Here is a 22,031-nt window from a genome sequence, read left to right on the forward strand (position 1 = left end):
TTCCCATGAACAAACCTTATGAGCTGTTGATCTTCGACTGGGATGGCACCCTGGCCGACTCCATCGGGCGGATCGTCCTGGCCATGAACAGTGCCGCCGAGCGTGCCGGCGAGGCGCCCAGTGATGAAGGTGCGATCAAAGGCATCATCGGGCTGGCCCTGGGCGAGGCGATCGCCACGCTGTACCCGCATCTGGATGTTGGTCAGGTCGAAGTGTTCCGCCAGCACTACGCCGATGTGTACATGGCGCTGGACCAGCAGCCTTCGCCGCTGTTCGAGGGCGTGGTGGAATCACTGGAGGCGTTCCGTGCCGAGGGTTATCGCCTGGCGGTCGCCACCGGCAAGGCGCGCCGTGGGCTGGATCGAGTGCTCAAGGCCAATGGCTGGGAGCGTTACTTCGACATCACCCGCGCCGCCGACGAAACCCGTGGCAAGCCGCACCCGCTGATGCTCGAGCAGATCCTTGCCCATTGTCAGGTCGAACCGCAGCGTGCATTGATGGTCGGAGATTCGGCGTTCGACCTGCAGATGGCCAGCAATGCCGGGATGCATTCGGTCGCCGTGGGATATGGTGCCATGTCCTTGGAGGCCTTGAGCGAGTTCGGCCCGCAGGTGTGCATCGATCATTTTTCACAGTTGCGTGAGTGGCTGGCCACATCGCGCACCCATTCCAAGGTAGGTGAGCATGGCTGACGAGTGGCGGGCACCCGAGCCCGAGGGCTCCGGGGACAACGACGAGCGCAAGAGCTGGAAGCTGCTGGAGAAGACTCTGCTGGCAGGTGTGCAGGAGCAGCGTCGGGCACGGCGCTGGGGGATCTTCTTCAAGCTGCTGACCTTCGCCTACCTGTTTGGCATCCTGCTGTTGTTCACCCCGTTGATGGACATGGACAAGGCGGCTTCGCGCAGTGCCAGTCATACCGCCTTGGTCGAGGTGCGCGGCATCATTGCCGACCAGGAGCCAGCCAGCGCGGACAATGTCGTCAAGAGTCTGCGCGAAGCGTTCAAGGACCCGAAGACCAAGGCTGTTGTCATGCGCATCAACAGTCCGGGCGGCAGCCCGGTGCAGGCGGGCTACATCTATGACGAGATCCGTCGCCTGCGCGGCGAATACCCGGCGATCAAGCTCTATGCGGTGATCGCCGACCTGGGGGCGTCGGGCGCCTACTATATCGCCAGTGCGGCCGACGAAATCTATGCCGACAAAGCCAGCCTGGTGGGTTCGATCGGTGTCACCGCGGCCGGTTATGGTTTCGTCGGCACCATGGAGAAGCTTGGCGTGGAGCGGCGTACCTACACGGCCGGCGAGCACAAGGCCTTCCTCGATCCCTTCTCGCCGCAGAAGCCTGAGGAAACCGAGTTCTGGCAGGGCGTGCTGAACACCACCCATCAGCAGTTCATTGCCATGGTCAAGCAGGGGCGGGGTGATCGGCTCAAGGACAAGGAGCACCCCGAGCTGTTCAGTGGCCTGATCTGGTCGGGTGAGCAGGCCAAGGCCCTGGGGCTGGTGGATGGCCTGGGCAGTGCCAGCTATGTGGCGCGTGAGGTCGTGGGCGAGAAGGAGTTGGTAGACTTCACGGTCGAAGAGTCGCCGTTCGATCGCTTCTCCAAGCGCCTGGGAGCCAGCGTGGCCGAGCGCCTGGCCATGTGGATGGGGTTCCAGGGCCCTGCCTTGCGCTGACCTGGGGTCGGGGCCGCTGTGCGGCCCTTTCGCGGCACAAGGCCGCTTCTACCAGGAAGGGCGATGCCTGGGCGCTTCAGGGAACCTGCACGCCTTCTTTCAGCAGCATGTCCACCAGGCGGATCAGCGGCAAGCCGATCAGGCTGGTGGCATCGCACCCGTGGGTGCTTTGGAACAGGCTCACGCCCAGCCCTTCAGCCTTGAAGCTGCCTGCGCAGTCCAGCGGCTGTTCGGCCCTCACATAGCGCTCCACGCGTTCACGGTCCAGCTCCCGAAGATGTACGGTAAACGGCACGCAGTCCACCTGGCAGCGGCCGGTGGCGCTGTTGTACAAGGCCAGGCCGGTGAGGAAGCTGACCTGTTGCCCGCTGGCGGCCAGCAGCTGCTCGCAGGCACGTTCGAAGGTGTGCGGCTTGCCCAGGATCTGTTCGCCGAGGACCGCCACCTGGTCGGAGCCGATGATCAGGTGGTCGGGGTGGCTGCTCGCCAGGGCCTCGGCTTTTTGCCGGGCCAGGCGGCGAACCAGGTCGACGGCCGGTTCGTCATCCAGGCGCCGCTCGTCTATGTCGGGGCTTGCCCAGGTGAAGGGCAGGCGCAGGCGCTCGAGCAGTTCGCGCCGGTAGGGGGAGCTGGAAGCCAGTAACAGGGGAAGCATGATAGACTCCTGGGCAGATGACCCCGATTCTAACATGCGTGATGCTGCCGAATTTCCTTTGACAGGGGCGGGGGGCATCCCTAGAATGCTGCGCCTATGTTGAATGACCCGATTCCACCTCACGTTGACCCGCGCAAATTGGCTGATCGCGGCGTAACCATCCAAGGTTCGCTGCAACTCGCTGATTTGGAAAGACTCTGCGACCCGCTTTCCGACGATGTCGGTACGGTGCAGGCGAAGTTCGATTTTGAGCGAGACGAACAGAACGCCGTGGTTATCCACAGCGAACTCGATGTCGAGGTCAAGATGGTTTGCCAGCGTTGTCTTGAGCTGGTCACCCTGCCGATCCACAGCGAATGTACGTACGCCGTGGTGAAGGAGGGTGCGAATACCCAGTCGTTGCCGAAAGGCTATGACGTGCTGGAACTGGGCGAAGATCCTTTGGATCTGCAGGCGCTGATCGAGGAAGAGCTGTTGCTCGCCCTGCCGATCGTACCTGCTCATCATCCGGAAGAATGCCAGCAGCCGGCGGGCGCCGATGAGCCCGAACCGAGCAAGGACGAGGTATCGCGGTCCAACCCGTTCAGTGTTTTGGCGCAGTTAAAGCGTGACCCAAACGTTTAGGAGTTAATCAATTATGGCTGTTCAGCAGAACAAAAAATCCCGCTCTGCCCGTGACATGCGCCGTTCCCACGACGCCCTGTCGGAAAACGCGCTGTCCGTAGAGAAGAGCACCGGTGAAGTACACCTGCGCCACCACGTTTCGCCAGAAGGCGTATACCGTGGTCGCAAAGTGATCGACAAGGGCGCTGACGAGTAATCCTTGTCTGCTCAGATCATCGCGATCGACGCAATGGGCGGGGACTTCGGTCCCCGCAGCATTGTTCAGGCAAGTATTGCTTGCCTCTTGGCTACCCCCTCGCTGCACCTGACCCTCGTCGGTCAACCTTCCCTCCTCGAAGAACTCATCAGTGGCCTTGCAGCTGCGGATCGCGCACGCCTGCAAATTGTCGCGGCCAGTGAGGTGGTGGGTATGGATGAGCGGCCATCCCAGGCGTTGCGTGGCAAGCCTGACTCGTCGATGCGCGTCGCCCTTGAGTTGGTGCGGGACGGCAAGGCCCAGGCCTGCGTGAGCGCCGGTAACACGGGTGCCCTGATGGCCTTGTCGCGTTTCGTGCTCAAGACCTTGCCGGGCATCGACCGGCCGGCGATGGTGGCGGCGATCCCGACTCAGGGCGGCTACTGCCAGTTGCTCGACCTGGGCGCCAATGTCGACTGCAGTGCCGAGAACCTCTACCAGTTCGCCGTGATGGGTTCCGTGGCCGCCCAGGCCCTGGGTATCCAGCGCCCGCGCGTGGCGTTGCTGAATGTCGGTACCGAGGACATCAAGGGCAACCAGCAGGTCAAGCTGGCGGCCAGCCTGCTGCAGAATGCCCGCGGCCTCAACTACATCGGTTTCGTCGAAGGCGATGGCCTGTATCGGGGTGAGGCCGACGTGGTGGTATGCGACGGTTTCGTCGGCAACATCCTGCTCAAGTCCAGCGAGGGCCTGGCGACCATGATCGGGGCGCGCATCGAGGCGTTGTTCCGTGGGGGAGTGCTGGCGCGTGCTGCCGGTGCCTTGGCCATGCCGCTGCTCAAGCGCCTGCAGGCCGACCTGGCTCCGGCGCGACACAATGGCGCGAGCTTCCTCGGTCTGCAAGGTATCGTCATCAAGAGCCATGGCTCTGCCGGGGTGCAGGGCTTCCAGAGCGCCATCCAGCGGGCGCTGATCGAAATCCAGGAGAACCTGCCGCAACGCTTGCATGGTCGCCTGGAAGATCTCTTGCTTTAATTCCCGCCGTGAAATGGTTAAATGTGACCGCTTGGTCTCTTTTCCCATCCAAGTTTTCAGTTTCCGCGTCCAGCCCTTGGCTCGACGCACCCTATCCGACGACAAGATCATAAGGGCTTGTTCAATGTCTGCATCCCTCGCATTCGTCTTTCCCGGTCAAGGCTCCCAGTCGCTGGGCATGCTCGCCGAACTCGGCGCAGAAAAGCCGGTGATCGTCGAGACCTTCAAGGAAGCTTCCGAGGCTCTGGGCTACGACCTGTGGAAGTTGGTCCAGGAAGGTCCGGAAGAACAACTCAACCAAACCGACAAGACCCAGCCGGCAATCCTCACCGCCTCCATCGCCTTGTGGCGCCTGTGGCTGGAGGAGGGCGGGGCGCGTCCGGCCTTCGTCGCTGGCCATAGCCTGGGTGAGTACAGCGCGCTGGTCGCCGCTGGCAGCCTGAGCTTGAAGGACGCCGTGCGCCTGGTCGAACGCCGTGGCCAATTGATGCAGGAAGCCGTGCCGGCCGGTCACGGTGCCATGGCTGCGATCCTCGGCCTGGATGACGCCGACGTGGTCGCCATCTGCGCCGAAGCGGCCGAAGACGAAGTGGTCAGCGCGGTCAACTTCAACTCGCCAGGCCAGGTCGTCATCGCCGGTAACAAGGCTGCGGTCGACCGGGCCATCGAGCTGTGCAAGGCAAAGGGTGCCAAGCGCGCGTTGCCGTTGGCGGTCAGCGTGCCGTCGCACTGTGCATTGATGAAGCCGGCTGCCGAGCGTTTTGCCGACGCGGTCAACGCCATCGAGTGGAAGGCCCCGCAGATTCCCGTGGTGCAGAACGTCACCGCCGCGGTCGCCGCCGACCTCGCTGCCCTCAAGCAGGACCTGCTGGCCCAGCTGTACCAGCCGGTGCGTTGGGTCGAGTGCGTGCAGACCCTGGCGGCCAATGGTGCGGTCAACCTGGTCGAGTGTGGCCCGGGCAAGGTCCTGGCCGGCCTGAACAAGCGCTGCGCTGACGGCGTGACCACCTACAACCTCAACACCCCTGACGCTGTCGCCGCCACCCGTGCGGCGCTGGCCTGAAATTGGAGAAGCTTGCATGAGCCTGCAAGGTAAAGTCGCACTGGTCACCGGCGCCAGCCGTGGTATCGGCCAGGCCATCGCCCTCGAGCTGGGCCGCCAGGGCGCGACCGTGATCGGCACCGCCACGTCGGCTTCGGGCGCAGAGCGCATCGCCGCCACCCTGAAGGAGCACGGCATCAATGGCACCGGCATGGAGCTGAACGTGACCAGCGCCGAGTCCGTGGACGCCGTGCTGGCCGCCATCGGCGAGCAGTTCGGTGCTCCGGCCATCCTGGTCAACAATGCCGGCATCACCCGTGACAACCTCATGCTGCGCATGAAGGACGACGAGTGGTTCGACGTGATCGACACCAACCTGAACAGCCTCTACCGTCTGTCCAAGGGCGTGCTGCGTGGCATGACCAAGGCGCGTTGGGGTCGTATCATCAGCATCGGCTCGGTCGTCGGTGCCATGGGTAACGCCGGCCAGGCCAACTACGCCGCCGCCAAGGCCGGCCTGGAAGGTTTCAGCCGCGCCCTGGCGCGTGAAGTGGGCTCGCGCGGCATCACCGTCAACTCGGTGACCCCGGGCTTCATCGACACCGACATGACCCGCGAGCTGCCAGAAGCGCAGCGTGAAGCGCTGCAGACCCAGATTCCGCTGGGTCGCCTGGGCCAGGCCGAGGAGATCGCCAAGGTGGTTTCCTTCCTGGCATCCGAAGGCGCAGGCTACGTTACCGGCGCCACCGTGCCGGTCAACGGCGGGATGTACATGTAAAAAACCCAGTGCGATGTGACGGATTGCTTCAAAAAAGAGTCATACACGAAGCCTAAAATCCGTTATAAAGCTGCAACCAGATTCCAGGCAGAGGGTGGAGTGACTGGGTGAACGGCGCGTTGCGCTTGAAAAGCAGGCGTCTTTCTATAAACTTGGTCACCGGCCAGCTGCCTGACATATGTCCATTAGGAGTGAAAACTAGGTATGAGCACCATCGAAGAACGCGTCAAGAAAATCGTCGCCGAGCAACTGGGCGTCAAGGAAGAGGAAGTGACTGAATCGAAGTCCTTCGTCGATGACCTGGGTGCCGATTCGCTTGACACCGTTGAGCTGGTGATGGCTCTGGAAGAGGAATTCGAGACCGAAATCCCTGACGAAGAAGCCGAGAAGATCACTACCGTTCAAGCTGCAATCGACTACGTCAAAAGCCACCAGGCCTAAGACGCAGTAGTCGACGCTTCTTGTCGGGAAAAACCGCACTGCCTTTGCCGGCGTGCGGTTTTTTCTTTGCGAGCCCCCAGAGCCTGTTGCATTGCATTTCGTCACCATTGAATGCAATGGCAAGAGACTCTGTTATCAGAAGAGGAGAGTACTGTGTCGCGTAGACGCGTCGTGGTCACCGGTATGGGTATGCTGTCGCCACTGGGTACCGATGTACCGAGCACCTGGCAGGGCATTCTGGCTGGCCGCAGTGGCATTGGGCCGATCGAACACACGGACCTGTCTGCCTATACCACCCGTTTTGGCGGCTCGGTGAAAGGCTTCGAGGTCGAGCAATACCTGTCGGCCAAAGAGGCCCGCAAGCTCGATCTGTTCATTCAGTACGGCCTGGCGGCCGGTTTCCAGGCGGTGCGCAACGCCGGCCTGGAAGTCACCGACGCCAACCGTGAGCGCATTGGCGTGGCCATGGGCTCGGGCATCGGCGGCCTGACCAACATCGAGGAAACCAGCCGGACCCTGCATGACCAGGGCCCACGGCGGATTTCGCCGTTCTTCGTGCCTGGCTCGATCATCAACATGATCTCCGGCTTCCTGTCGATCCATCTGGGGTTGCAGGGCCCGAACTACGCCATTTCCACGGCCTGCACCACCGGCACCCACTGCATCGGCATGGCCGCGCGTAACATCGCCTACGGCGAGGCCGACGTGATGATCGCCGGCGGCGCCGAAATGGCTGCCTGCGGCCTGGGCATGGGTGGCTTTGGTGCCTCCCGTGCGCTCTCGACCCGCAATGATGAACCGACCCGCGCCAGCCGTCCGTGGGACAAAGGGCGCGACGGTTTCGTGCTGTCCGACGGTGCGGGTGCCCTGGTGCTCGAAGAACTCGAGCACGCCAAGGCCCGTGGCGCGACGATCTATGCCGAGCTGGTCGGTTTCGGCATGAGCGGCGATGCCTACCACATGACCTCGCCACCCGATAGCGGTGACGGCGCCGCACGTTGCATGGTCAATGCGCTGCGTGATGCCGGCATCGCCCCCGAGGCGGTCAGCTACATCAACGCCCATGGCACCTCGACCCCGGCTGGCGACATCGCCGAAGTGGCCGCGATCAAGAAGGTGTTCGGCGAGCATGCCTACAAGCTGGCGGTCAGCTCGACCAAGTCGATGACCGGCCACCTGCTGGGCGCCGCAGGCGCGGTGGAGGCGATCTTCAGCGTGTTGGCGATCAACAGCCAGATGGCGCCACCGACCATCAACCTGGACGAACCGGACGAAGGTTGCGACCTGGACTTCGTGCCCCACGAAGCCCGCAGCATGCCGATCGACGTGGTGCTGTCCAACTCGTTCGGCTTTGGCGGAACCAACGGTTCGCTGGTATTCCGCCGGTTCGTCGGCTGATGCACAGCTGGATCGACGGCCAGCCCGCTGCTGCACTCAACCTGCAGAATCGCGGCCTGGCCTACGGCGATGGCCTGTTCGAGACCATCGCCGTGCGTGCCGGCAGGCCCAGCCTGCTCACGCAGCACCTCGACCGCCTGGCGCTGGGTTGCCAGCGCCTGGCGATCGAAGCCGACCTGCCCCTTGTCCGCAATGAAATCATCGCCTATGCCAGCCAACTCGGCGAGGGCGTTGCCAAGCTGATCCTCACCCGTGGCGATAGCCAACGCGGCTACGCCCCCATGGTGGGCGCCGCCCCCCGGCGCATTCTCCAGGGCAGCCCGTTGCCCGCCTATCCGAAGGAACACGCCGAGCAGGGCGTACACCTGTTCGATTGCCAGACCCGTCTGGCGGAACAGCCGCTGCTGGCCGGCCTCAAGCACCTGAACCGCCTGGAGCAGGTGTTGGCACGAAGCGAATGGCAGGGTGGCGAATATGCCGAAGGGCTGATGCGGGACATGCACGGGCGGTTGATCGAGGGTGTCTACAGCAACCTCTTCCTGGTCCGCGACGGCGAGCTGTTGACGGCCGACCTGAGTCGTTGCGGCGTGGCGGGCGTCATGCGTGCGGCGTTGCTGGAGCAGGCCGCTGCCCTGGGCATCGCGGCTCAGGTGCGCGACCTGGCGCTCGACGACCTGGAACAGGCCGACGAAGTGTTCCTGTGCAACAGCGTCTATGGTGTATGGCCGGTGCGTACACTTTCTGCCTTGAAGCTCGACTGGCCGCCAGGCCCACTCACCCGTAAACTGCAGGCCGTTGCCCGTACGTTACTGGAAACCTGATTCGTGAGACGTAAATTCCTGCTGCTGCTGGAAATGGGGTTGATCCTCGCTGGCCTGGCCTTCGGCTGGTCGGCCTGGAAGGTCAACTCGGTCCTGGAGCAGCCTCTGCACGTGACGCAGGAGCAACTGCTCGACGTGCCCACTGGCACCACGCCCAATCGCATGTTTTATCGCATGCAGAACGAGGGCCTGCTGGACGACGCCATCTGGTTGCGCCTGTACTGGCGCTTCAACATGGCCGGCACCCCCTTGCACACCGGCGAATACCGCCTCACCCCTGGCATGACCGTGGCCGAGCTGTTCGATGCCTGGCGCCGTGCCGACGTGGTGCAATACAACCTGACCCTGGTCGAAGGCTGGACCTTCCGCCAGGTGCGTGCTGCGGTCGCCAAGCATGAAAAGATCAAGCACACCCTCGACGGGCTATCCGACGCGCAGGTGATGGAAAAGCTTGGCCATACCGGGGTGTTTCCCGAAGGCCGCTTCTTCCCCGATACCTACCGCTTCGTGCGCGGCATGAGCGATGTCGAACTGCTGCAGCAGGCCTACATGCGCCTGGAGGAAGTACTCGCCAAGGAATGGGCCGAGCGCGCCACCGACCTGCCGTACCGCGACCCGTACCAGGCACTGATCATGGCGTCGCTGGTGGAGAAGGAAACCGGTATTCCCCAGGAGCGTGGGCAGATCGCCGGCGTGTTCGTGCGCCGCCTGCGCCTGGGCATGATGCTGCAGACCGACCCGACCGTGATCTACGGCATGGGCGAGCGCTACAACGGCCGCATCACCCGCGCCGACCTGCGCGAGCCGACGCCCTACAACACCTACACCATGACCGGGTTGCCGCCGACACCGATCGCCATGGTCGGCCGCGAGGCCATCCATGCCGCGCTGAACCCCGCCGACGGCTCCAGCCTGTACTTCGTCGCTCGCGGCGACGGCAGTCATGTGTTCTCCGATGATCTGAACGACCACAACAGCGCGGTGCGGGAATTCCAGCTCAAGCGGCGCAGTGACTACCGTTCGAGCCCCGCGCCCCAAGCGCAACCTGGCGCTGGCGAGCAGGCGCCGGTCGAGCCTGCGCCACCTGCCAGCGAGCCATCAGGCGAAGGCCTGGCGCCCGAAGGTGATGCGCCTGCCAGCGAACCCGTGCCGGCCGAGACGCCGGCCCCTGACGAACAACAGTAAGGACTGCCCGTGAGCGGTTTGTTTATCACCCTGGAAGGCCCCGAAGGCGCGGGCAAGAGCACCAATCGCGAATACCTGGCCGAGCGCCTGCGCGAACAGGGCCTGGACGTGGTCCTGACCCGCGAACCGGGCGGTACGCCGCTGGCCGAGCGGATCCGCGAGCTGCTCCTGGCGCCGAGCGACGAGGCCATGGCCGCTGACACCGAGCTGCTCCTGGTGTTTGCTGCCCGAGCCCAGCACCTGGCCGAGGTCATTCGCCCGGCACTGGCCCGCGGTGCGGTGGTGCTGTGCGACCGTTTCACCGATGCCACCTACGCCTACCAGGGCGGTGGCCGCGGCTTGTCCCAGGAACGCATCGCCACCTTGGAGACGTTCGTCCAGGGCGCACTGCGCCCCGACCTGACCTTGGTCTTCGACCTGCCGGTGGAAGTGGGCCTGGCCCGCGCTGCCGCCCGCGGTCGCCTGGACCGTTTCGAGCAGGAGGGCCAAGCTTTCTTCGAGGCCGTGCGCCAGGCCTACCTGCAGCGCGCCGGGCGCGAGCCCCAGCGCTACCGCTTGCTGGATGCCGCACAGCCGCTGGAGGCCGTGCAGCGCGCCATCGATGCGTTGCTGCCGGGCATCCTGGAGCGCTGCCGTGGCTGAGGCCTACCCCTGGCAGCAGGCGCTCTGGCAGCAGTTGGCCGGGCGCGCCCAGCACGCCCATGCCTACCTGCTCCATGGGCCCCAGGGTATCGGCAAGCGGGCCCTGGCCGAGCGCCTGATGGCCCGCCTGCTGTGCCAGCAACCTCAGGGCCTGGATGCCTGCGGCCAGTGCAAGTCGTGCCTGCTGCTCAAGGCCGGCAGCCACCCGGACAACTTCGTGCTGGAGCCGGAAGAGGCCGACAAGCCGATCAAGATCGACCAGGTGCGCGAGCTGGTGTCGTTCGTGGTGCAGACCGCGCAGCAGGGCGGGCGCAAGGTGGTGTTGATCGAGCCGGTCGAGGCGATGAACGTCAATGCGTCCAATGCCTTGCTCAAGAGCCTCGAGGAGCCTTCGGGCGATACCGTGCTGCTGCTGGTCAGCCACCAGCCCAGCCGTCTGCTGCCGACCATCAAGAGCCGCTGCCAGCAAGTCGCCTGCCCGCAGCCGAGCCTGCCCCAAAGCCAGGCCTTCCTCGCCGGAGCCCTGCCCGACGTTGCGCCCGAAGAGCGCGACGAGCTGTTGACCCTGGCTGCCGGCTCGCCCTTGATGGCCATGAGCTTGCAGGCTCAAGGCGTGCGCGAGCAGCGTGCATTGGTCACCGATGGCGTGAAGAAACTGCTCAAGCAGCAACAGTCCCCCAGCCAGCTGGCCGAAGCCTGGAGCAACGTGCCGTTGCTGTTGCTGTTCGACTGGTTCTGTGACTGGTCGCACCTGATCCTGCGCTACCAATTGACCCAGGACGAAGAGGGGCTAGGCTTGGGCGATATGCGCAAGGTGGTGCAGTACCTGGCGCAGAAAAGCCGGCAGGGCAGGGTGCTGGAGGTCCAGGCATGGATCCTCGAGCAACGCCAGAAGGTGCTGGCCAAGGCCAACCTCAATCGTGTCCTGCTGCTCGAAGCCTTGTTGGCCCATTGGGTCCAATTGCCGGGTTCGCGCTGATTCCTCTTTCGTTTCCTTCATGTGTGCCGTAATCCCATGCTCGTAGATTCCCATTGCCACCTCGACCGACTTGACCTGAGCGCCCATGGCGGCTCCCTCGATGCCGCCTTGCAAGCAGCCCGTGAACGGGGCGTGGGGCATTTCCTGTGCATCGGCGTGAGCGCCGACAATGCCGGGGCGGTCAAGGCCCTGAGCGAGCGATACGCTGACGTGGACTGTTCGGTCGGTGTGCACCCGCTGGACCTGGCGCCCGGTGAAACGCCAGCGCTGGAATGGTTGTTGCGCGAGCTGGCCCACCCGCACGTGGTGGCCATCGGCGAGACCGGCCTGGACTACCACTACGAGCCTGAGGCCGCTGAGCTGCAGCAGGCCTCCTTCCGCCTGCACCTGGAAGCCTCGCGCCAGACCGGCAAGCCGGTAATCGTCCACACCCGCGCGGCGCGGGCCGATACCCTGGCGCTGCTGCGCGAGGCAGGCCTGCCACAAGCTGGCGTGCTGCACTGCTTCACCGAGGACTGGGACATGGCCCGGGCGGCGCTGGACCTGGGCTACTACATTTCGTTGTCGGGCATCGTCACCTTCCGCAATGCCGACGCCCTGCGCGAGGTGGCGCGCCAGGTCCCGGCCGACCGCCTGCTGGTGGAAACCGACTCGCCGTACCTTGCGCCGATTCCGTACCGCGGCAAACCGAACTTGCCGCAATATGTGCGCGAAGTGGCCGAATACGTGGCCTCGCTACGTGGCGTGAGCTATGCGCAGCTGGCCGAGCAGACCACGGCCAACTTCAAGCGCCTGTTCCCGTTGGCGCGGGTGGCCTGATTCCCTGCCGGTGCTTGGCGCTCCCCCTCCAGAGGCAAGCACCTGTTCCGCGGGCAAAAAAAACCCGGGTTCTGGGGGGGGAATCCGGGTTAAGACCATTAGGAGTAAAACAAAGGTACCGCGGTCCCTGGGCACCTTTATTGACGCGCCACTTGGGGGGATGCGCCGCGCCAACACTCCAAGTATCGATCAGGTTTGGCACAGTGCCAGCGACAACTGGTCGTTTTTTAAACAGATTTGGAATACGCCTGGAAACCATAGGGTCTTCCCTGCATGTCCAGGGGGACAAACGGTTACTCTTCACGCCGCCAGGATTACGCTCGACACGCATCGTGATACATAGAAGCGAGGATGATCCGTGCATTTTCCTGCAAGTTAGGCATAATAAACCGCTTCGATTGTCCATCCAGTCCTTCCTATGCAGAAAGAACCTCGTAAGGTCCGTGAGTTTCGCCGCCGCGAACAAGAGATCCTCGATACCGCGCTCAAGCTGTTTCTCGAGCAAGGTGAAGACAGCGTCACCGTCGAGATGATCGCCGACGCCGTGGGTATCGGCAAAGGCACGATCTACAAGCACTTCAAGTCCAAGGCGGAGATCTACCTGCGCCTGATGCTCGACTACGAACGCGACCTGAATGCCCTGTTGCACTCGGACGACGTCGACCGCGACAAGGAAGCCCTGTCGCGCGCCTATTTCGAGTTCCGCATGCGCGACCCGCAGCGTTACCGGTTGTTCGACCGCCTGGAAGAAAAGGTCGTCAAGGGCAACCAGGTGCCGGAGATGGTCGAGGAGCTGCACCGCATCCGCGCCTCCAACTTCGATCGCCTCACCCTGTTGATCAAGGGCCGTATCAGCGAGGGCAAGCTCGAGGACGTACCGCCTTATTTCCACTACTGTGCCGCATGGGCGTTGGTGCATGGCGCCGTGGCACTGTATCACTCGCCGTTCTGGAGCAATGTGCTGGAGGATCAGGAAGGCTTCTTCCAGTTCCTCATGGACATTGGCGTGCGCATGGGCAACAAGCGCAAGCGCGACCCGGAGATCGCGAACTAGAGCATCGCGAGACAAGTCGCTCCCGCAGGCCTCGTACGTCTGTAGGAGCGGCCTTGTGCCGCGAAAGGCTGCATCGCAGCCTCCGTTCGCTAGCCGGCCAGAAGTTGGGGCTTGCAAAAACCTGATTTATGAGTCAGGTTTTGCCGGCCCTGATTCATCCGTGCCGGAGTCCCACCCATGATCGTCGATCGTCAAGGCAGGCGCTTTCGCAACCTGCGTGTCAGCCTGACGGCTGCCTGCAACTATGCCTGTACGTACTGCGTGCCTGATGGCAAGCGCCTTGTGGCGGCACAGGATGAGCTCCCGGCCGAATTGATGGCCCGTGGCGTGGCCTACCTGGTCGAAGCTGCCGGGATCGAGCGGCTGCGTATCACTGGTGGCGAGCCGTTGGTCAGCCCGCGCCTCGAGGCCTTTCTCGAAGCAGTCGGAACGCTGGGCCTGGCGGATATTGGCCTGACCACCAACGGCCAGTTGCTCTCGCGCAAACTCCCATTGCTCAAGGCCGCCGGTATCCGTCGTCTGAATGTGTCCCTCGACACGCTCGACCCCGACGCCTTCCGTCGCATTGCCCGTGGCGGCGACCTGGCCACGGTGCTGGCTGGCATGGAGCAGGCCAGTGCCGCCGGCATGGGCATCAAGGTGAACATGGTACCCATGCGCGGGCAGAACCTGGATCAGGTATTGCCACTGCTCGACTACTGCCTGGAGCGAGGTTACGAATTGCGCTTCATCGAGCTGATGCGCATGGGCCATCTTGCCCGCGACCACAACGCATTTCTTCAGCAATTCGTCGGCCTCGAACAATTGCTCGATCTGATTGGCCAGGCCCATGCCTTCCAGCAGGCCAGCGCGCCACTGGATGCCACCGCCTTGCGCTATCGAGTGGCCAGCAAAGGCCATTTTGGCGTGATCGCCAACGAGAGCGTGCCGTTCTGCCGGACCTGCTCACGGCTGCGCTTGTCCTCCACGGGCTGGTTGCACGGCTGTCTGTCATCAGGTAGCCGGCATTTCGTCGGCGACCTTCTGGAAAAGCCTCGCCACCAAGCCCTACCGGCCTTGCAACGCTTGCTGGTCAAGGCCCTGGCGGATAAGCAGGACCTGGCGTTTTCCGGCGGCGTGACGGTGATGAAGGTGATCGGCGGCTGACCTGGCGTAAAAGCTGCATCTGGCGGCTATTCGCCGGTTTTTCGTCGCCGGTTTCTGGAGGAAGAATGCGTAGGCTGGTCTTGTCGCTGGCGCTGTTGGCGCTGGGCGGTTGCATGAATGTCAGTGATATGGGCGAGGGGGTTCGCTACCACATGAGCGATGCCGGGCTGCTGGACCACAGCGATACCCGGCGCAGCCTGTCGGTGCGCCTGCAGCCCGACTCGTTCATCTTCATCGGCCAGGGGCATTTCGCACCGCCGGGCAAGGGGCCGGTGCCCCGGCCGAACGTGGTGGCCGAGGAAGCCTACAAGAGCTTCGTCGAATACTTCCCGCTGGTGCGTCGCGCCCAAGGGCCGCTGGGGCTGGAGGAGGCGCTGGCCGAAGCCCGCTCGGTGGGCGCCCATTATGTGCTCTACACCCGTTTCGCGCGGACCGATGACCGCATCGGCAATGGGGACGAATGGTACGACGAGCAAGCCGTCGATCGCCTGGGGGTCGATACCGGTGTGGTGCAGATGATGCTGATCGAGACCAGCACCCGCTATTTGATCGATACGGCGCGGATCAAGAGCCGTGGCGGTTTGTTGACGTTCCACGACAAGGCGCCGGAAGATTTGCTTGGCCCCCCCATGCGCGATTACGCTCGTAGTCTCCTGGGCATGAGTCGTTGAGGATAGGGTGATGACGGATACCGGCAAGGCCAATGATCTCTTGGCACAGATCCCCAAGGAAAAGGGATTGCCTCCGGTACACCTGTGGAACCCGGATTTCTGCGGCGACATCGACATGCGCATCGCCCGCGACGGGACCTGGTACTACCTGGGTACGCCGATCGGGCGCAAGCCGATGGTCCGGTTGTTTTCCACCATCATTCGCCGCGATGGCGATGATTATTTCCTGGTTACGCCGGTGGAGAAGGTCGGAATCCGGGTCGATGACGCACCCTTCGTCGCCGTGCTGCTGGAGGTGCAGGGCAGTGGCGAGCAGCAGGTGCTGCGCTTTACCAGCAATGTCGATGACCAGGTCGAGGCGGGCCCGGAGCATCCGCTGCGGGTCGAGATCGATCCCCTGACCCAGGAGCCTTCGCCCTATATTCTGATGCGCAGTAACCTCGAGGCGCTGATCCATCGCAATGTGTTCTACCAGTTGGTGGAGCTGGCGGTGCCGCGTGAAATCGAGGGCCAGGAGTGGCTTGGGGTTTGGAGCGGCGGGGCGTTCTATCCTGTGGGGCGTCTTTGAGAATGCTGGGGCTGCCTTGCAGCCCTTTCGCGGCACAAGGTGCTCCTGCAGGTGCACAGCACACGTATCGATAGGCCTCCTGGTTTTTCCTTGTATTGGCCATTTGTCCGCAAGCCACCCGGGCATAACCTGCTGGCAATCGCCCACAGGAGAACGCCATGAACATCCCCCGTCTATCCCTTGCCGTGCTGCTTGCCTTCAGCGTGACAGGCATCCAGGCTCCCGCCTGGGCCCACGGCGAGCAACCTGACCAGGTCAAGGTCCTACAGGAACAGCGCCCTAGCAATGCGCCCGGCAAGAAAGCCGTGATGCTCACCGTCCACTATGCCCCGGGCCAGGCATCGCCCGCCCACCAGCACCCTGGCGCGGTGATGGCCTACGTACTCGAAGGTTCGGTGGTATCGAAGCTCAACGATGACCAGGAGAGGACCTACAGGGCCGGTGAATATTGGTACGAAGCGCCTGGCACCGTGCACAGTGTGTCTCGCAACGCCAGCGAATCCGCTCCGGCCAAGCTGCTGGTCTGGAGCCTGGTGGACGAAGGCAGGCCGGTGACCGAACCGTTGAAATAGCGAGTGCAGGCGGCAGAAACGAAAAAACCTCCAGTGCTTGCGCAACTGGAGGTTTTTTCAGTGTTTGGCTCCGCGACCTGGACTCGAACCAGGGACCCAATGATTAACAGTCATTTGCTCTACCGACTGAGCTATCGCGGAATCTGCTGCGTATCTTACTGATAGCCAGGGGGAAGTCAAGCTTACCCCCTGGCAATCAATGGGTTACAGCACTTCGACGATGGCCTTGGTGACCACGTGGATGTTGCTCTGGTTCAGCGCGGCCACGCAGATACGACCGGTATCCAGGGCATAGATGCCGAACTCGTCCTTCAGGCGGCCGACCTGCTCGGCGGTCAGGCCCGAGTAGGAGAACATGCCGCGCTGGCGACCGACGAAGCTGAAATCGCGCTTGGCACCGTATTCGGCCAGCAGCTCGACCATCTGCTTGCGCATGCCATGGATGCGGCCACGCATCTCGCCCAGCTCGGCTTCCCACATCTGGCGCAGCTCAGTGCTGTTGAGCACGGCGGCGACGATGCTGGCACCGTGGGTCGGCGGGTTGGAGTAGGTGGTCCGGATCACGCGCTTGACCTGGGACAGCACACGGGTGCTTTCGTCCTTGGAGCCGGTGACGATCGACAGGGCGCCGACGCGCTCGCCGTACAGCGAGAACGACTTGGAGAACGAGCTGGAGACGAAGAAGTCCAGGCCCGACTCGGCGAACAGGCGCACGGCGAAGGCGTCTTCGGCGATGCCATCGCCGAAGCCCTGGTAGGCCATGTCGAGGAACGGCACGTGGCCCTTGGCCTTGACCACTTCCAGGACGTTCTTCCAGTCGTCCAGACCCAGGTCGACGCCGGTCGGGTTGTGGCAGCAGGCGTGCAGGACGATGATCGAGCCGGACGGCAGGTTGTTCAGGTCTTCGAGCATGCCGGCGCGGTCGACGTCGTTGCTCGGTGCGTCGTAGTAACGGTAGTTCTGCACCGGGAAACCGGCGGTTTCGAACAGGGCGCGGTGGTTTTCCCAGCTCGGGTCGCTGATGGCGACCACGGCGTCGGGGGAGAGGCGCTTGAGGAAGTCCGCGCCGATCTTCAGAGCACCGGTGCCGCCGACCGCCTGCACGGTCACCACGCGGCCTGCGGCCAGCAGCGGCGATTCGGCGCCGAACAGCAGCTTTTGCACCGCCTGGTCGTAGGTGGCGATACCGTCGATCGGCAGGTAGCCGCGGGAGGCATGCTGAGCGGCACGCTGGGTCTCGGCTTCGATCACCGCGCGCAACAGCGGGATACGGCCTTCCTCATTGCAATAGACGCCCACGCCCAGGTTGACCTTGGCGGTACGGGTATCGGCGTTGAATGCTTCGTTGAGGCCCAGGATGGGGTCGCGGGGTGCCAGCTCGACAGCGGAAAACAGGCTCATTGTTACCTTGGCTCTGAATTGGAGAGTGATAGGGCGCGCACGCTCCGGCCGAGTGCGTTGAAGCGGTGCGCAAACGGGGAGTCAGTATAGTGATACCGACCGGTCACCGCGACAGTCTGGCGCAGCTTTTGCGGGCTTTTGTGCGAATATTTTTCGACCATTGGTCTAATTGCCCGGTCCACTGAAAGGCCAGTCCTTGAAACGGGCGCCGGGTGCGCTCATTTGGGTTAGACTACTGGCTAAATTTACAGTTGCCGCGTCATCCACGAGGTCCGTCATGTCCGAGTTCCAGCTCGTCACCCGTTTCCAGCCGGCCGGCGACCAGCCCGAGGCCATCCGTTTGATGGTCGAGGGCATCGAGGCCGGGCTTTCGCACCAGACCCTGCTCGGGGTGACCGGCTCGGGCAAGACCTTCAGCATCGCCAACGTCATCCAGCAGGTGCAGCGCCCGACCCTGGTGCTGGCACCGAACAAGACCCTCGCCGCGCAGCTGTATGGCGAGTTCAAGGCGTTCTTCCCGAACAACGCGGTGGAGTATTTCGTTTCCTATTACGACTACTACCAGCCGGAAGCCTACGTGCCGTCGTCGGACACCTTCATCGAGAAGGACGCCTCGATCAATGACCATATCGAGCAGATGCGCCTGTCGGCGACCAAGGCACTGCTGGAGCGCCGCGATGCCATCATCGTCACCACGGTGTCGTGCATCTACGGCCTGGGCAGCCCGGAGACCTACCTGAAGATGGTCCTGCACGTCGATCGCGGCGACAAGCTCGACCAGCGTGCCTTGTTGCGCCGCCTGGCGGACCTGCAGTACACCCGCAACGAGATGGACTTCGCCCGCGCCACCTTCCGCGTGCGTGGCGATGTGGTCGACATCTTCCCGGCCGAATCGGACCTCGAAGCCATCCGCATCGAGCTGTTCGACGACGAGGTGGAGAACATCGCCGCCTTCGACCCGCTCACCGGCGAGGTCATCCGCAAGCTGCCGCGCTTCACCTTCTACCCCAAGAGCCACTACGTCACCCCGCGCGAAACCCTGCTCGAAGCGGTGGAGGGCATCAAGGAAGAACTCAAGGACCGCCTGGAGTACCTGCACAAGGCCAACAAGCTGGTGGAGGCCCAGCGCCTGGAGCAGCGCACCCGCTTCGACCTGGAGATGATCCTGGAGCTGGGCTATTGCAATGGCATCGAGAACTACTCGCGCTACCTGTCCGGGCGTCCGGCCGGCGCGCCGCCACCTACCTTGTACGACTACCTGCCGGCCGATGCGCTGCTGGTGATCGATGAGTCCCACGTCAGCGTTCCCCAGGTCGGCGCCATGTACAAGGGCGACCGCTCGCGCAAGGAAACGCTGGTGGAGTACGGCTTCCGCCTGCCGTCGGCGCTGGACAACCGCCCCATGCGCTTCGATGAATGGGAGGCGGTCAGCCCGCAGACCATCTTCGTGTCCGCCACGCCCGGCCCCTACGAGGCCGAGCATGCCGGCAGGGTAGTGGAGCAGGTGGTCCGGCCCACCGGCCTGGTGGACCCTCAGGTGGAGGTGCGCCCAGCGCTGACCCAGGTCGACGACCTGCTTTCGGAGATCGGCAAGCGAGTCGCGGCAGGCGAGCGGGTGCTGGCCACCACCCTGACCAAGCGCATGGCCGAAGACCTCACCGACTACCTGGCCGACCACGACGTGCGTGTGCGCTACCTGCACTCGGACATCGACACCGTCGAGCGGGTGGAGATCATCCGGGACCTGCGCCTGGGCACCTTCGACGTGCTGGTGGGTATCAACCTGCTGCGCGAAGGTCTGGACATGCCCGAAGTGTCCCTGGTGGCCATTCTCGATGCCGACAAGGAAGGTTTCCTGCGCTCGGAGCGTTCGTTGATCCAGACCATCGGCCGGGCCGCACGCAACCTCAACGGCAAGGCGATCCTCTATGCCGACCAGGTCACCGGTTCCATGCAGCGGGCCATCGACGAGACCGAGCGGCGCCGGGCCAAGCAGATCGACTTCAACCAGGCCCACGGCATCGTGCCCAAGGGCGTGGTCAAGGACATCACCGACATCATGGAAGGCGCCAGCGTGCCCGGCGGGCGAAGCAAGAAACGCAAGGCCATGGCCAAGGCGGCAGAGGAGAGCGCCCGCTACGAGGCCGAGCTGCAGACCCCGGCCCAGATCACCAAGCGCATCAAGCTACTGGAAGAGAAAATGTTCCAGTTGGCTCGCGACCTGGAGTTCGAGGCCGCGGCGCAGCTGCGCGATGAAATTGCCCAGTTGCGCGATCGCCTGATCGCCAGCTGAGCGCCTGTAGGAGCGGGCTTGTCCCGCGATAAGGACGGCCCAGCCTCCAAAGCTGCAGAAGGCCGCAGCGGCCGTCGACATTCGCCTGCGCGCCATCGCTGGAGCCCGACGCCTGCTCCCTGCTACCATTCGGCCTTTGTTTCATCTTTCGTTCGAGACTCTCCATGACCACCGTTCGCACGCGCATCGCGCCATCGCCCACCGGCGATCCCCATGTCGGCACCGCCTACATCGCCCTGTTCAACTACTGCTTCGCCAAGCAGCACGGCGGTGAGTTCATCCTGCGTATCGAAGACACCGACCAGCTGCGCTCGACCCGTGAGTCGGAACAGCAGATCTTCGACGCCCTGCGTTGGCTCGGCATCGAGTGGAACGAGGGCCCGGACGTCGGTGGTCCCCATGGCCCCTACCGGCAGAGCGAGCGCGGCGAGATCTATGCCAAGTACGCCAAGCAGTTGGTGGATGCCGGCCACGCCTTCTATTGCTTCTGCACTGCCGAAGAGCTGGAGCAGATGCGTGCCGAGCAGATGGCCCGCGGCGAGACCCCGCGCTACGACGGTCGCGCCCTGTTGCTGAGCGCCGAGGAAGTGCAGCGCCGCCTGGATGCCGGCGAACCCCACGTGATCCGCATGAAGGTGCCGAGCGAGGGCGTTTGCGTGGTGCCGGACATGCTCCGTGGCGACGTCGAGATCCCATGGGACCGCATGGACATGCAGGTGCTGATGAAGAACGACGGCCTGCCGACGTACTTCCTGGCCAACGTGGTCGATGATCACCTGATGGGCATCACCCACGTCCTGCGCGGCGAAGAATGGCTGCCATCGGCACCGAAGCTGATCAAACTGTACGAGTACTTCGGTTGGGAGCAGCCCAAGCTGTGCTACATGCCGCTGCTGCGCAACCCCGACAAGAGCAAGCTGTCCAAGCGCAAGAACCCGACCTCGGTGACCTTCTACGAGCGCATGGGCTTCATGCCCGAGGCGATGCTCAACTACCTGGGCCGCATGGGCTGGTCGATGCCCGACGAGCGCGAGAAGTTCTCCCTGGCCGAAATGGTCGAGCACTTCGACCTGTCGCGTATCTCCCTGGGCGGCCCGATCTTCGACATCGAGAAGCTGTCCTGGCTCAACGGCCAGTGGCTGCGCGACCTGCCGGTGGAAGAGTTCGCCGCACGCGTGCAGAAGTGGGCCTTCAACAGCGACTACATGATGAAGATCGCCCCCCATGTACAGGGCCGGGTCGAAACCTTCAGCCAGATCGCCCCGCTGGGTGGCTTCTTCTTCGAAGGCGGCCTGAAGCTCGACGCCAAGCTGTTCGAAAGCAAGAAGCTGTCCGCTGACCAGGTACGCCAGGTGATGCAGTTGATCCTGTGGAAGCTCGAGAGCCTGCGCCAGTGGGAAAAGGACCGTATCACCGGCTGCATCCAGGCCGTGGTCGAAGCGCTGGAGCTGAAGCTGCGTGACGCCATGCCGCTGATGTTCGCTGCGATCACCGGCCAGGCCAGCTCGGTCTCGGTGCTCGATGCCATGGAGATTCTCGGCCCTGACCTGACCCGCTATCGTCTGCGCCAGGCCCTGGACCTGCTCGGCGGCGTGTCGAAGAAGGAAAACAAGGAGTGGGAGAAGCTGCTGGCGACCATCGCCTGAAGGTTTTGCGCAACCCTGTAGGAGCGGCCTTGCGCCGCGAAAGGACCGCAATGCGGTCCCCGTGTTTGCATCTTGATGCCAAGCCCATGGGGCCGCTGTGCGGCCCTTTCGCGGCGCAAGGCCGCTCCTGCAATCCTCGCTTGCAGGAGCAAGTGGCCTCGAAAACGGGGCAGGGCGATAAGTGATTGTTATCTGTGAAAAAATTTTTGGATATTTTCAAAAATATGTTTGACAGCCCAGCAATCGGAACTTAATATGCGCCCCGTCCACAGCGATGAGCTAAAACGAAACGCCAGGCACCCAGCCGGTGATTCGAGTTCAGCGCAACATTGTGGGGCTATAGCTCAGCTGGGAGAGCGCCTGCATGGCATGCAGGAGGTCAGCGGTTCGATCCCGCTTAGCTCCACCA

Annotated in this window: 23 protein-coding genes and 2 tRNA genes; 22 read left to right on the plus strand and 3 right to left on the minus strand. The window is 63.4% G+C overall.

Annotation, left to right across the window (positions count from 1 at the left end; translation table 11 throughout):
- The first annotated feature begins 5 nt into the window (after window positions 1-5).
- A complete protein-coding gene (locus AC1MHZ_RS22530) occupies window positions 6-692 on the plus strand; it encodes an HAD family hydrolase (protein ID WP_084855021.1) in 687 nt (228 codons plus the stop codon).
- The gene (sppA, locus tag AC1MHZ_RS22535; protein ID WP_482966950.1) at window positions 685-1,677 is read left to right on the plus strand and encodes a signal peptide peptidase SppA; all 993 of its coding nucleotides are present in this window, start codon (window positions 685-687) and stop codon (window positions 1,675-1,677) included. The genes AC1MHZ_RS22530 and sppA overlap by 8 nt, the downstream gene beginning before the upstream one ends.
- 76 nt (window positions 1,678-1,753) lie before the next feature.
- Here sppA and AC1MHZ_RS22540 read toward each other — a convergent pair whose 3' ends face one another.
- Window positions 1,754-2,332: a Maf family protein gene (locus AC1MHZ_RS22540; protein WP_084855023.1), complete on the minus strand. Its 579-nt coding sequence runs from the start codon at window positions 2,330-2,332 to the stop codon at window positions 1,754-1,756.
- A 96-nt stretch (window positions 2,333-2,428) separates the two neighbouring features.
- Between AC1MHZ_RS22540 and AC1MHZ_RS22545 the strand changes: the two genes are divergently transcribed.
- The 17 genes from AC1MHZ_RS22545 (at window position 2,429) to AC1MHZ_RS22625 (ending at window position 16,282) form a co-directional block, all read left to right on the plus strand.
- Window positions 2,429-2,956 carry a YceD family protein gene (locus AC1MHZ_RS22545; protein ID WP_084855024.1) on the plus strand — a complete coding sequence of 176 codons (528 nt, stop codon included), beginning with the start codon at window positions 2,429-2,431 and terminating at the stop codon, window positions 2,954-2,956.
- Window positions 2,957-2,969: 13 nt separating this feature from the next.
- Entirely contained in the window at window positions 2,970-3,152 is a 183-nt protein-coding gene (rpmF, locus tag AC1MHZ_RS22550; protein ID WP_008096416.1) for a 50S ribosomal protein L32, read from the plus strand.
- Between the two features lie 3 nt (window positions 3,153-3,155).
- The gene (plsX, locus tag AC1MHZ_RS22555) at window positions 3,156-4,166 is read left to right on the plus strand and encodes a phosphate acyltransferase PlsX (RefSeq protein ID WP_482966951.1); all 1,011 of its coding nucleotides are present in this window, start codon (window positions 3,156-3,158) and stop codon (window positions 4,164-4,166) included.
- 124 nt (window positions 4,167-4,290) lie between these two features.
- Window positions 4,291-5,229, plus strand: coding sequence for an ACP S-malonyltransferase (gene fabD / locus AC1MHZ_RS22560; RefSeq protein WP_465001861.1), 939 nt, complete (start codon window positions 4,291-4,293; stop codon window positions 5,227-5,229).
- Window positions 5,230-5,245: 16 nt separating this feature from the next.
- Window positions 5,246-5,986, plus strand: coding sequence for a 3-oxoacyl-ACP reductase FabG (gene fabG / locus AC1MHZ_RS22565; RefSeq protein ID WP_084855027.1), 741 nt, complete (start codon window positions 5,246-5,248; stop codon window positions 5,984-5,986).
- Window positions 5,987-6,190: 204 nt separating this feature from the next.
- Window positions 6,191-6,427: an acyl carrier protein gene (gene acpP / locus AC1MHZ_RS22570; RefSeq protein WP_084855028.1), complete on the plus strand. Its 237-nt coding sequence runs from the start codon at window positions 6,191-6,193 to the stop codon at window positions 6,425-6,427.
- Between the two features lie 153 nt (window positions 6,428-6,580).
- Window positions 6,581-7,825, plus strand: coding sequence for a beta-ketoacyl-ACP synthase II (gene fabF, locus AC1MHZ_RS22575; RefSeq protein ID WP_084855029.1), 1,245 nt, complete (start codon window positions 6,581-6,583; stop codon window positions 7,823-7,825).
- The gene (pabC, locus tag AC1MHZ_RS22580; RefSeq protein ID WP_482966952.1) at window positions 7,825-8,646 is read left to right on the plus strand and encodes an aminodeoxychorismate lyase; all 822 of its coding nucleotides are present in this window, start codon (window positions 7,825-7,827) and stop codon (window positions 8,644-8,646) included. Before fabF ends, pabC begins: the two co-directional genes overlap by 1 nt.
- Before the next feature lie 3 nt (window positions 8,647-8,649).
- Window positions 8,650-9,831, plus strand: a complete 1,182-nt coding sequence (gene mltG / locus AC1MHZ_RS22585; RefSeq protein WP_084855031.1) for an endolytic transglycosylase MltG — start codon at window positions 8,650-8,652, stop codon at window positions 9,829-9,831.
- A 9-nt stretch (window positions 9,832-9,840) separates the two neighbouring features.
- The gene (tmk, locus tag AC1MHZ_RS22590; protein ID WP_224458408.1) at window positions 9,841-10,473 is read left to right on the plus strand and encodes a dTMP kinase; all 633 of its coding nucleotides are present in this window, start codon (window positions 9,841-9,843) and stop codon (window positions 10,471-10,473) included.
- Window positions 10,466-11,452 carry a DNA polymerase III subunit delta' gene (locus tag AC1MHZ_RS22595; RefSeq protein ID WP_084855033.1) on the plus strand — a complete coding sequence of 329 codons (987 nt, stop codon included), beginning with the start codon at window positions 10,466-10,468 and terminating at the stop codon, window positions 11,450-11,452. The genes tmk and AC1MHZ_RS22595 overlap by 8 nt, the downstream gene beginning before the upstream one ends.
- 36 nt (window positions 11,453-11,488) lie before the next feature.
- Window positions 11,489-12,271 carry a TatD family hydrolase gene (locus AC1MHZ_RS22600; protein WP_084855034.1) on the plus strand — a complete coding sequence of 261 codons (783 nt, stop codon included), beginning with the start codon at window positions 11,489-11,491 and terminating at the stop codon, window positions 12,269-12,271.
- Between the two features lie 418 nt (window positions 12,272-12,689).
- Window positions 12,690-13,325, plus strand: coding sequence for a TetR/AcrR family transcriptional regulator (locus AC1MHZ_RS22605; RefSeq protein ID WP_084855035.1), 636 nt, complete (start codon window positions 12,690-12,692; stop codon window positions 13,323-13,325).
- Between the two features lie 177 nt (window positions 13,326-13,502).
- Complete coding sequence (locus tag AC1MHZ_RS22610) at window positions 13,503-14,471, plus strand: GTP 3',8-cyclase MoaA (protein ID WP_084855036.1); 969 nt, start codon at window positions 13,503-13,505, stop codon at window positions 14,469-14,471.
- A 65-nt stretch (window positions 14,472-14,536) separates the two neighbouring features.
- Entirely contained in the window at window positions 14,537-15,142 is a 606-nt protein-coding gene (locus AC1MHZ_RS22615) for a DUF4823 domain-containing protein (protein ID WP_084855037.1), read from the plus strand.
- A gap of 10 nt (window positions 15,143-15,152) precedes the next feature.
- Window positions 15,153-15,710: a DUF1285 domain-containing protein gene (locus tag AC1MHZ_RS22620; RefSeq protein ID WP_084855038.1), complete on the plus strand. Its 558-nt coding sequence runs from the start codon at window positions 15,153-15,155 to the stop codon at window positions 15,708-15,710.
- A 158-nt stretch (window positions 15,711-15,868) separates the two neighbouring features.
- Window positions 15,869-16,282: a cupin domain-containing protein gene (locus AC1MHZ_RS22625; protein ID WP_084855039.1), complete on the plus strand. Its 414-nt coding sequence runs from the start codon at window positions 15,869-15,871 to the stop codon at window positions 16,280-16,282.
- A gap of 65 nt (window positions 16,283-16,347) precedes the next feature.
- Here the strand turns inward: AC1MHZ_RS22625 and AC1MHZ_RS22630 are convergent.
- Window positions 16,348-16,423: transfer RNA gene (locus AC1MHZ_RS22630), tRNA-Asn, on the minus strand.
- Between the two features lie 63 nt (window positions 16,424-16,486).
- Window positions 16,487-17,683, minus strand: coding sequence for an amino acid aminotransferase (locus AC1MHZ_RS22635; protein ID WP_324813962.1), 1,197 nt, complete (start codon window positions 17,681-17,683; stop codon window positions 16,487-16,489).
- Window positions 17,684-17,960: 277 nt separating this feature from the next.
- Between AC1MHZ_RS22635 and uvrB the strand changes: the two genes are divergently transcribed.
- From uvrB to AC1MHZ_RS22650, 3 genes are all read left to right on the plus strand, one after another.
- The gene (gene uvrB / locus AC1MHZ_RS22640; protein WP_368829251.1) at window positions 17,961-19,976 is read left to right on the plus strand and encodes an excinuclease ABC subunit UvrB; all 2,016 of its coding nucleotides are present in this window, start codon (window positions 17,961-17,963) and stop codon (window positions 19,974-19,976) included.
- Between the two features lie 164 nt (window positions 19,977-20,140).
- A complete protein-coding gene (gene gltX / locus AC1MHZ_RS22645) occupies window positions 20,141-21,622 on the plus strand; it encodes a glutamate--tRNA ligase (RefSeq protein WP_084855042.1) in 1,482 nt (493 codons plus the stop codon).
- Between the two features lie 333 nt (window positions 21,623-21,955).
- A tRNA-Ala gene (locus tag AC1MHZ_RS22650) sits at window positions 21,956-22,031 on the plus strand.

The organism is Pseudomonas sp. FA-1 (assembly GCF_056856075.1).

What these genes read in the sequence shown, in the direction of transcription:
- AC1MHZ_RS22540 (WP_084855023.1), bottom strand. Translation starts at nt 2,332, where the DNA reads ATGCTTCCCCTGTTACTGGCTTCCAGCTCCCCCTACCGGCGCGAACTG.
- pabC (WP_482966952.1), top strand. Translation starts at nt 7,825, where the DNA reads ATGCACAGCTGGATCGACGGCCAGCCCGCTGCTGCACTCAACCTGCAG.
- AC1MHZ_RS22600 (WP_084855034.1), top strand. Translation starts at nt 11,489, where the DNA reads ATGCTCGTAGATTCCCATTGCCACCTCGACCGACTTGACCTGAGCGCC.
- gltX (WP_084855042.1), top strand. Translation starts at nt 20,141, where the DNA reads ATGACCACCGTTCGCACGCGCATCGCGCCATCGCCCACCGGCGATCCC.
- AC1MHZ_RS22545 (WP_084855024.1), top strand. Translation starts at nt 2,429, where the DNA reads ATGTTGAATGACCCGATTCCACCTCACGTTGACCCGCGCAAATTGGCT.
- AC1MHZ_RS22605 (WP_084855035.1), top strand. Translation starts at nt 12,690, where the DNA reads ATGCAGAAAGAACCTCGTAAGGTCCGTGAGTTTCGCCGCCGCGAACAA.
- uvrB (WP_368829251.1), top strand. Translation starts at nt 17,961, where the DNA reads ATGTCCGAGTTCCAGCTCGTCACCCGTTTCCAGCCGGCCGGCGACCAG.
- fabD (WP_465001861.1), top strand. Translation starts at nt 4,291, where the DNA reads ATGTCTGCATCCCTCGCATTCGTCTTTCCCGGTCAAGGCTCCCAGTCG.
- AC1MHZ_RS22635 (WP_324813962.1), bottom strand. Translation starts at nt 17,683, where the DNA reads ATGAGCCTGTTTTCCGCTGTCGAGCTGGCACCCCGCGACCCCATCCTG.
- AC1MHZ_RS22625 (WP_084855039.1), top strand. Translation starts at nt 15,869, where the DNA reads ATGAACATCCCCCGTCTATCCCTTGCCGTGCTGCTTGCCTTCAGCGTG.
- acpP (WP_084855028.1), top strand. Translation starts at nt 6,191, where the DNA reads ATGAGCACCATCGAAGAACGCGTCAAGAAAATCGTCGCCGAGCAACTG.
- AC1MHZ_RS22530 (WP_084855021.1), top strand. Translation starts at nt 6, where the DNA reads ATGAACAAACCTTATGAGCTGTTGATCTTCGACTGGGATGGCACCCTG.
- fabG (WP_084855027.1), top strand. Translation starts at nt 5,246, where the DNA reads ATGAGCCTGCAAGGTAAAGTCGCACTGGTCACCGGCGCCAGCCGTGGT.
- AC1MHZ_RS22620 (WP_084855038.1), top strand. Translation starts at nt 15,153, where the DNA reads ATGACGGATACCGGCAAGGCCAATGATCTCTTGGCACAGATCCCCAAG.
- AC1MHZ_RS22610 (WP_084855036.1), top strand. Translation starts at nt 13,503, where the DNA reads ATGATCGTCGATCGTCAAGGCAGGCGCTTTCGCAACCTGCGTGTCAGC.
- sppA (WP_482966950.1), top strand. Translation starts at nt 685, where the DNA reads ATGGCTGACGAGTGGCGGGCACCCGAGCCCGAGGGCTCCGGGGACAAC.
- rpmF (WP_008096416.1), top strand. Translation starts at nt 2,970, where the DNA reads ATGGCTGTTCAGCAGAACAAAAAATCCCGCTCTGCCCGTGACATGCGC.
- AC1MHZ_RS22615 (WP_084855037.1), top strand. Translation starts at nt 14,537, where the DNA reads ATGCGTAGGCTGGTCTTGTCGCTGGCGCTGTTGGCGCTGGGCGGTTGC.